We start from the raw sequence: 8875 nt of genomic DNA on the forward strand, positions 1-8875 counted from the left end.
TGTGCCGTGCAAGCGAGCAACAAGCGGGGCGCCGCGGTGATCGCCGCCCTGCTGTGCGCGACCGTGGCCGCCTGCGGAACGGCCCGCCCCGGTGACTCCCGGGCCGCGGACCCGGCGAAGCCGGCCGGCCTCACGTCCACAGGGCCGGCCACCGGCTGTGGCAGCACGGACGGCACGGACCGCACGACCGAGGACACGGCCGTCGACACGGACGCCGGCAACCCCGGCCCGCCGACGGACGGGGATGCCGGTGACCCCGGGCCGCCCACGGACGGGGGCGGCGGCGCGGGTGACCCGGGCCCGCCCACGGACAGCGACACGGGCGCCCCCGGCCCCGCCACCGACGGCCCCGCGCGCCCCTGCCTCCCCGCGGGCTGGTTCGACATGACGCAGGGCTTCGTCGACTACTACGGCCGGCAACTCACCAAAGCCGACGACGGGATGTGGCCGTCGGTCGTCGCGGTGCGGATCCGCAAGCAGGGCGGCGCCGAGAAGGCCGTCGTCACGGTCAACTTCGTCCCGCTGGGCGAAAGCGACTGGCAGGGCCGCAGGGTGGCCGAGGTGTTCGGCGACTGGCGTCTCAACGAGTACGGCGACCGGGGCGCGCTCCGGGTGGAGACGCGCAGCGGGGAGCTCATCACCGAGCAGTCCTGGTGAGCCGGGCCGCGGCGGCGGCGTGACCGGGTCAGTCGCTGAAGCGCCCGAACCGTCCCCGGTGGAAGAGCAGCGGACCGCTGTTCTCCGCTTCTCCTTCGCCGCCCCCGTTTCCGCTCCCGCTCCCGTCCCCGCTCTCGCCGAGCGCCTCGACGCGCCCGACCACGATGAGATGGTCCCCGCCGGTGTGCACGGCGTGGACGCGGCAGTCGATCCACGCGGGTACGCCGTCGAGGAGCGGCGAGCCCGTCGCGGGCGCGGCGGCGTAGTCGACGCCCGCGAACTTGTCGGCGCCGCTCACCGCGAACCCCCGGCACAGCACGCCCTGTTCGGCCCCCAGGATGTTCACGCAGAACACTCCGGCATGGGCGATGCGCGGCCAGGTCGTCGAGGTGCGGGCCACCATGAAGGCGACCAGGGGCGGGTCGAGGGAGAGCGAGGCGAAGGACTGGCAGGCGAACCCGGTGGGCCCGGCCGCGTCCTGGGCGGTGATGACGGTGACCCCGCTGGCGAACTGCCCGAGCACGCGCCGGAATTGTGCGGGGTCGACGGGTGCCCGTTCGTCGTCCCGTACGGCCCGCAGATCCGGCCGGGGGAGGAACTCGACGGGCTCGGCGGCCGTGGCGGCGCCGACGGACCTGAGGTATCGGACGACGGTGGCCGCCATCCCTGCGTGTCCCATCACACCGTTCATTGAACCTGACGGCTCGTCAGATGAGAAGCCCCGGGCGGGCGTCATCGACAGTCGGCAGCACATCCCGGCAACGCCCCGGCTGCGGCGGCGTGGGTCCTGAGATCGCCGACGGCAAGGGCGGTCACCGTCTCCTCGACACCGCGGACCTGTCCGACACCGCGACCGGCTACCAGCCGCCGGCGGACGGAGCCCAGGCCACCGCCGTGGCCTTCAGCGGCGACGGCCGGCTCATCGCCCGTGGCGCGGCGGCCTCCGGTGACGGCGCGGACATCCTCGTACAGAACGCCGCCCGGGCACCTTCGAGGTGCCCGGCCCACACGCGTGAGGACGACGTGCGCGGGCCCGTACATCAGCACGTCCGTCACGCGCGCGCAGGGAGCGAGCCCTACAGGCCCCGGTATGCGGGCGTGCGGCGCTCCACGAATCCGGCGACGCCCTCGGTGGCATCCCGGGTGGTCATGTTGATCTCCTGGGCCCAGGCCTCGGCGGCGAACGCGGTGGCGCGGTCGGTGTCCAGGGAGGCGTTCACCAGCTGCTTGGTGAGGGCGATGGCGCGGGTCGGGCCGGCGGCGAGCCGTTCGGCCCACTCCTTCGCCGTGGCGGCGAGCGCGGTGTCCGCGACCACGCGGTTGACCAGGCCCATGCGTTCGGCGTCGGCCGCCCCGAGCGCGTCCCCGAAAAACATCAGCTCCTTTGCGCGCTGGGGCCCCACCAGACGCGGCAGCAGATAGGCACCGCCGCCGTCCGGCACCAGGCCCCGGCGTACGAACACCTCGATGAACCGGGCCGATTCGGCGGCCAGGACGAGGTCGCAGGCGAGCGCGAGATGGGCGCCGAGGCCTGCCGCGGTGCCGTTGACCGCCGCGATCACCGGTTTCTCGCAGTCGAGTACGGCCCCGATCAGGCGTTGCGCGCCCTGACGGATGGTGCGCGCGACGTCGCCCGCGACGCGTTCGCCCCCGGTGGCGGGGGCCCCGCGCAGGTCGGCACCCGCGCAGAATCCCTTGCCGGTGGCGGTGATCACGACGGCTCGCACGGCGGGGTCGGCGGAGGCGGCGCCGAGCAGCGAGATGACCCGTTCGCGCTGGTCCCAGGTGACGGCGTTCATGGCATCGGGACGGTTGAGCGTGATCCACGAGACGCCGTTGTCAGTGGCGTGCAGTACCAATGAGTGCAGGGGGTCCATGGAGGGGCTCCAAGCGAGACGTCCGGGTACGGGGGTACGGGGATGGGTGACGGCGGGGTGGGCCGCCCGGGGTGTGGGGGCTCAGCGGCAGATGGCGAGGGCGTCGAGCGCCACGGCGCCCTGGCCGCGAGGGAGCACCATGAGCGGGTTGATGTCCAGCTCGGCGAGTTCGTCGCCCAGCTCCAAGGCCATGCGCTGGACGCGCAGGACGACCTCGACGAGCGCGTCCACATCCAGCGGGGGCCCGCCGCGTACGCCGTCGAGGAGCGGCCGCCCCCGCAGCTCGCCGAGCATGTCCCGCGCCTGGTCCTCGCCGAACGGGGGGACGCGCACGGCCGAGTCGCCGAGCACCTCCACCAGCACACCGCCGAGCCCGACGGTCACGGTGGGCCCGAACAGCGCGTCGTGGGTGACGCCGACGACCATCTCGACGCCGCGCTCGACCATCTGGCAGACCATGATGCCGTCGAGCTCGACGCCCTCGTAGCGGGCGATGTCGGTGAGTTCGCGGTAGGCGTCGCGGATCTGGCTGGCGGAGGTCAACCCGACCTTGACCAGGCCGAGTTCGCTCTTGTGGGCGAGGTGGGCGCCCGAGGCCTTCATGACGACGGGGTAGCCGACGAGCCCGGCCGCGCGCACGGCGGCCGCCGCGCTGGTCACGAGCTGCTCGCGCGGCACGCGGATCCCGTACGCCCGCAGCAGCTGCTTCGCCGCGTACTCACTGAGCTGCCGGCCCGGGCGCATCAGGGCCTGCGCCTTGCGGAACGACGGCGAGGGCACGCGGGGCGCCTCGTCGAAGGGGGAGCGGTAGCCGGTGGTGAACCGGTGGTGCGCGAGGTGGGCCCGCACAGCGCCGATGCAGTTGGCGAACGTACGGAACGTGGCGACCCGGTCCGAGCCGAGCAGCGTCTCGCGGTACGCCGCCTCGGTGCCGAGCGGCGAGCCCCACACCACGCACACCAGCTTGTCCGTCTGTTCCGCCGCGTCCACCAGATCCTGCGCGAGCTTGTCGCTCATGGGCGGAAAGGGCCCGGTGATCGGGCAGATCAGCACGCCCACGGAGGGGTCGGCGAGGATCGCGTCGATGATCTTCCGCCCGCGCCAGTCGCCGACGGGGTGGCCACCGTTGTCGACGGGGTTGGAGACGCTGAGATAGGGCGGTATCCACTCGTGGAGCTCGGCCTGCTTGGCGGTGGAGAGGGCCGGCAGGTGGAGCCCGGCGGCGGTGGCGAGGTCCGAGAAGTGCGCCCCGGTGCCACCGGAGATCGAATAGACGACGACGCCGTCGGCGCTCGGCCGGCGCGCTCGCGCCAACAGGGCTGCCGTGTCCTGGAGTTGGTCGAGGCCGTCTACGCGGATGACGCCGTACTGGCGCATGGCGGCGTCCACGACGTCGTCGGCGCCGGTCAGCTTGCCGGTGTGTGAGGCGGCCATGCGTGCGCCGGCCTCGGTGCGGCCGACCTTGACCGCCACGACGGGGACGCCGGCGCGGGCCGCGCGGTCGGCGGCGAGCAGGAAGGCGCGGCCGTCCTTGAGCCCTTCGACGTAACAAGCGATGGCGCCGACCTCGGGGCGCTCGGCGAAGTAGGAGATGAAGTCGGAGGTTTCGAGGTCGGCCTCGTTGCCCGTCGGGGCCCAGTGCGAGAGCCGTATGCCGAGTTCCTGGAGGGTGAACACGGGCCGGCCCTGGTGCCCGGACTGGGTGATGAGCGCGATGGCGGGCCCGTCGAGGTCGTCCCGGAAGTGTTCGAAGGCGTTGAGGTTGGTGTTGGGCCCGAGCAGCCTCAGCCCGGACCGCTTGACGGCGGCGGCGAGCCGTTCCTGCGCGGCGGCACCCTGCTCGCCGGTCTCGGCGAACCCGGAGGCGAACGCGACGGCGAACTTCACTTTGGCCTCGGCGAGTTGCTCGACGACGGGGAGCGGGTCGCCGACCAGGAGCACGGCGAGGTCGACCTGTTCCGGCAGCTCCGCGACGGAGGCGACGCAGGGCAGCCCGAAGACGGTGGACCGGGTGGGGTGGACGGGGTGGACGCGGGCGCCGACCCGCCGGGCCCAGTCGACGAGCTGGCGGGTGATGCCGGTGTTGGGGCGCCCCTCGGCGTCGGAGGCGCCGATGACGGCGACGGACTCGGGCCGGAAGAACCGGTCCAGGTCCGGTACGTCGGCGTGGAGCGGGCGGCCGCTGACGTCCAGGTCGCCCTCGCCCGCCGCTCTGCCGTGCACGGCGCCGGGGGCGGGTTGCTCGCCGCAGGCGACCACCCGTGCGCGGAAGTCGGTCGTGAGGGTGCCGTGAGTCGATCCAAGCATCGTTCCGCCCGCTCCTGGGTCGATGGCCAACATGATTGAGCCGTGCCGGTGGGGTAACTGACGCTTAGTCAGATTACAGACCTGACGGTCAGTCAGGAACGGGTGTGCGGGCAAAGCCTGGGCCCTGCGGGGTGGGGCGGTGTCTCGGGCCGGGCCCATTCGTGGGGGTGCGCTGGGCCTGCCCGCCCCTGGGGTCCCCCCAAACCCCGTCCCCCGCGAAACGACCACTTTCCAGCCGTCGTGGCTCCGCCCCCAACCCGTTCCCACCCTCCCCCAAGGCCTGCGGGCCGGCATCGAGTAGTTCAGGGGCGCGGGGAACTGCGCGAGAGGCGGGCACGGTCCGCACGTGACCGAAGTCTTCAGGGGCGCGGGGAACTGCGCGAGAGGCGGGCACGGTCCGCACCCGAGGGCGGGTTCAGGGGCGCGGGTACGGTTCGCACACGGCCGGTGTCCCCAGGGGGCCGGGGCCTGCGCGGACGGATGCGGGGGGCTCAGGGGTGGGACAGCGCCTTCGCGATGCGGGTCGCGTCCAGGCGGAGCTCCCGCAGCATCCCGCTGATCGGATTGGTGAACCCCGTGAAGTACAGCCCCGCCGCCCCCGGCACCGTACGCGCCCCCCGCACCCGAGGACGCCCCCGCGCGTCGAGGACGCCGAGGTGTCCGGCCAGGGCTTCGAGCCCCCGCCGATAACCCGTCGCGCAGATCACCGCGTCCGGTGAGACCCGCGTCCCGTCCGCGAGGACGACCTTGCCGTCCTCGAAGGAGCCGACCGCCGCGACCGGCTCGACCTGCCCGCCGCGGACCGCCTCGATGAGACCCACGTCCTGCACGGGAATCGCGCCCTCACGCACCCGCGCGTACAGACCCGTGGTCGGCCGCGGCAGTCCGTACGGGGCGAGGTCCGGCACGGACAGCCGTTCCACCACCGCCCCCAGCCGGTCCACGAGGCGGACCGGAAGCCGCCGCACCAGGATGCCGGTGGCCTGGCTCGGCCACCCCGCCGTGGAGCGGCGCACGATGTGCGGCGCGGTCCGCACCGCGAGCCGTACCCGCGCCGCCCCGCCGTCGGCGAGGTCCGCGGCGATCTCGGCCCCGGTGTTGCCGGCCCCGACGACGAGGACGTCCCGGCCCACGTACGACCCGGGGTTGCGGTACAGGCTCGCGTGCACCAGCTCACCCGCGAACGTCTGCGCGCCGGGCCAGTCGGGAACGTACGGCGTGTGGTTGAAGCCGGTGGCCACCACGACGGCCGACGTGGCAAGGCGCCGCCCGCCGGTCGCGTGCAGCACCCAGCCCTCGCCGCCCGGCCCGCGCTCGATGCGCTCGACCTCGACCCCGGTGACGATCTCCAGCTCATGGACGGCGGCGTACTTCTCCAGGTAACGCACCACGTCGTCGCGGGCCACCCACCGTCCGAAGCGGCGCGGCATGCGAAGCCCGGGCAGCGAGGAGAGTCGGCGCGTGGTGTGCAGATGCAGCCGGTCGTAGTGGCGCCGCCAGGACGCGGCCACGGCGTCGGACTTCTCCAGTACGACGGCCCGCACCCCCCGCGCTCGCAGCGAGGCGGCGACGGCGAGACCGCCGGGCCCGGCGCCGATCACATAGACGGGGCTCGCGGGATGGGTGGTGTCGACCATGAACGCTGAGCGTAACGGTGTGAATACTTGATGGGTCTCGGTCAAGCCCGGAATGGATTGCGATCTGATCACGCACCAGCCCCTTGTGCACGGCTCCGGGATCCGCTGAACTTGCATAACTGACGTACCGTCAGAAACGTGGAGCCGTACGCACGCGGAAGGGGCCCGGCGTGGACTCGATCTGGCTCGGCGGCGCCGAGTGGCTGGCCGTCCTGCGCATAGGCCTCGGCCTGTGGTGGCTGGAGAGCTGGCGGCACAAGGACAAGAAAGGCTGGTTCGAGCGCGGCACCGGCATCGCCTGGGCCTCCGGCATCGCCGCCGAGCACCGGTGGAACGCGGTCCGCAGCGGCTTCGACACCGTGGTGCGGCCCCGCCCGAAGACGATGGCGTACGTGGTCGTCTACGCCGAACTCGCCCTGGGCCTCGGCCTGGTGGCGGGCTTCCTGACCCCCGTCGCCCTGGCCTGCGGGTTCCTGCTCAATCTTCTCTATCTGATCCTCATGATCCACGACTGGGCCGAGCAGGGACAGAACGCCATGATGGCGCTCATCTCGCTCGTCGCCCTCGGTGCCATGGCGTGGCAGACGTGGTCGCTGGACGACGCGATGGGACTGTTCCGATGAGTGCGGCCACGCCCGATGTCGACGCCTTCACCCGTACGTACTGGGACGCCGCCGCCGAGGGCCGTCTCCTCCTCCGCACGTGTGCCGACTGCGGCCGCCCGCACCACTATCCGCGCGAGTTCTGCCCGTACTGCTGGAGCGAGAACGTGAGCTGGCTCCCGGCCGACGGGCGCGCCACCCTCTACACCTGGTCCGTGGTGCACCGCAACGACCTGCCGCCCTTCGGCGACCGCGTTCCGTACGTCGCCGCCGTCGTCGACCTGGTGGAGGGCCCCCGCATGATGACCGAGGTCGTCGGCTGCGCCGAGAGCGAGCTGCGGATCGGGATGGAGCTGTATGTGCGCTTCAGGACCGGGACCGAGGATGGCGTCACCGTCCCGGTGTTCGGCCCGGTGGTCGGCGCGGTGGTCAGCCCGGTCGGAGTCGTGGAGGGGGAGTAAGGCGGAGTGAGGGGGAGTGGCGGCGCCGCGACGGCGCGCGGTTCGTGGCCGTCAACACCTCCGCCGACCAGGAGGAGGGCAAGGGCGCCCACGCGCCGGCCGGTACGGTCGCCGGGGCGCGGCCGGGGGTACGGCCAGTCCTCTTGGACTCCGGTCGTCCGGCGTGGCCTTCAGCGCGCATGGGGCCTCTTCCCGCAGGTGAACACAGCTACGTTCATGCCTACCGGATCCAGTGGGGTGGCAGAAGGTCTACGAGGGCAGCGTCCGGCGTCCGGGCGGGCAGGTGATCAGCGTGGCGGGCGGGTGATCAGGGCCAGAGGAGTTCGCGGGTCCAGGTGGCGCCCTCACGGCGGTAGCGCAGCCGTACGTGGCGCCGCCGCGCGTCACCCTGGAAGAACTCGACCTCCGTCGGGTCCAGGACATACCTGGTCCAGGTGGGCACGGGGATGGCCGGATCCGCCTCGGCGCGCTCCCAGGCGGCGGTCGAGGCGTCCGCCAACTCCCGTTCGCTTCCCAGGACTTCGCTCATCCGGCCGACGAGAGCCGCGGCGAGTGCGCCGGTCGAGCGGGCGTGCAGATCGGCCTGCGAGGCTTCGGGACCTTCCTGCGTGACGGTGCCGCGCACCCGTACCTGGCGGCCGACCACGGGCCAGTAGAAGGCCAGGGCGGCTGTCGGGTGCGCGGCCAGCTGCCGTCCCTTCGCGCTGGTGGAGTGCGAGGCGAAGTGCCAGCCGTCGTCGTCGGCGTCGTGGAGCGTGAGGGCACGGATGTCGGGGTGCCCGTGGAGGTCGACGGTCGCGAGCGACATCACGTGCGGCTCGGCCTGGCCGGAGTGGGCGGCGTGCGTCAGCCATTCCTGGAAGAGGGGGAGGGGGGTTCGGGGGGCGGTGTCGGGGGCGAAGGTGGGGAGCGTTACGTCCCAGACGCGGAGGGTGTGGAGCAGCCGGCGGAATTCCATACGGCCCATTGTCGAGGCGCCGGGTGCCGCGGGCCTGGCCGGGGCGGAGCCGCGTGGACCCCGCTGGTCGTCTGCGGCCCGTGCGGGGGTTGCTCGCGCCCCTGTGAGCTACTCGGTGCGGGCCCATGTGGGCCACCTCAGCCGGTCCGGCGTTTGTGGCGGAGCCCCAGGGCCCGGCATTCGTCTGCGGCCCGTGCGTGGCTGGTCGCGCAGTTCCCCGCGCCCCCTGAGCTACTCGGTGCAGGCCCGCGTGGGCATAGTCAGCCCGTCCGGCGTTTGAGGACGAGCGCCCTTCAGGCGTGAGGGGCGGCACGACCATGGCGTACGTCCTCAAGTCCCTTGCCCTGTCCGCCGCGGCGACCCTGACCGTGCTGGC

General features: G+C 73.0%; 8 protein-coding genes. 3 read left to right on the forward strand and 5 right to left on the reverse strand.

The genetic code is table 11. From position 1 onward, the window contains the following. Window positions 1–6 precede the first annotated feature (6 nt). On the forward strand, window positions 7–657 hold the full coding sequence (locus AB0D31_RS22760; protein WP_362726022.1) for a hypothetical protein: 651 nt from the start codon (window positions 7–9) through the stop codon (window positions 655–657). 28 nt (window positions 658–685) lie between these two features. Here the strand turns inward: AB0D31_RS22760 and AB0D31_RS22765 are convergent, their stop codons facing one another. From AB0D31_RS22765 to AB0D31_RS22780, 4 genes are all read right to left on the reverse strand, one after another. Beyond that, window positions 686–1321: a flavin reductase family protein gene (locus AB0D31_RS22765; protein WP_362726056.1), complete on the reverse strand. Its 636-nt coding sequence runs from the start codon at window positions 1319–1321 to the stop codon at window positions 686–688. Window positions 1322–1733: 412 nt separating this feature from the next. Then, the gene (locus AB0D31_RS22770) at window positions 1734–2534 is read right to left on the reverse strand and encodes an enoyl-CoA hydratase-related protein (RefSeq protein WP_362726025.1); all 801 of its coding nucleotides are present in this window, start codon (window positions 2532–2534) and stop codon (window positions 1734–1736) included. 81 nt (window positions 2535–2615) lie between these two features. After that, on the reverse strand, window positions 2616–4841 hold the full coding sequence (locus AB0D31_RS22775) for an acetate--CoA ligase family protein (protein ID WP_362726028.1): 2226 nt from the start codon (window positions 4839–4841) through the stop codon (window positions 2616–2618). A gap of 491 nt (window positions 4842–5332) precedes the next feature. Further along, window positions 5333–6478, reverse strand: coding sequence for an NAD(P)/FAD-dependent oxidoreductase (locus AB0D31_RS22780; RefSeq protein ID WP_362726030.1), 1146 nt, complete (start codon window positions 6476–6478; stop codon window positions 5333–5335). A gap of 170 nt (window positions 6479–6648) precedes the next feature. Between AB0D31_RS22780 and AB0D31_RS22785 the strand changes: the two genes are divergently transcribed. Then, window positions 6649–7101, forward strand: a complete 453-nt coding sequence (locus tag AB0D31_RS22785; protein WP_362726033.1) for a DoxX family protein — start codon at window positions 6649–6651, stop codon at window positions 7099–7101. Then, entirely contained in the window at window positions 7098–7541 is a 444-nt protein-coding gene (locus AB0D31_RS22790; protein ID WP_362726035.1) for an OB-fold domain-containing protein, read from the forward strand. The genes AB0D31_RS22785 and AB0D31_RS22790 overlap by 4 nt, the downstream gene beginning before the upstream one ends. Before the next feature lie 307 nt (window positions 7542–7848). Here AB0D31_RS22790 and AB0D31_RS22795 read toward each other — a convergent pair whose 3' ends face one another. After that, window positions 7849–8508, reverse strand: coding sequence for a pyridoxal 5'-phosphate synthase (locus tag AB0D31_RS22795; protein ID WP_362726038.1), 660 nt, complete (start codon window positions 8506–8508; stop codon window positions 7849–7851). Between the last annotated feature and the right edge of the window lie 367 nt (window positions 8509–8875).

Source organism: Streptomyces sp. NPDC048361 (assembly GCF_040651795.1).
Taxonomy (GTDB): domain Bacteria; phylum Actinomycetota; class Actinomycetes; order Streptomycetales; family Streptomycetaceae; genus Streptomyces.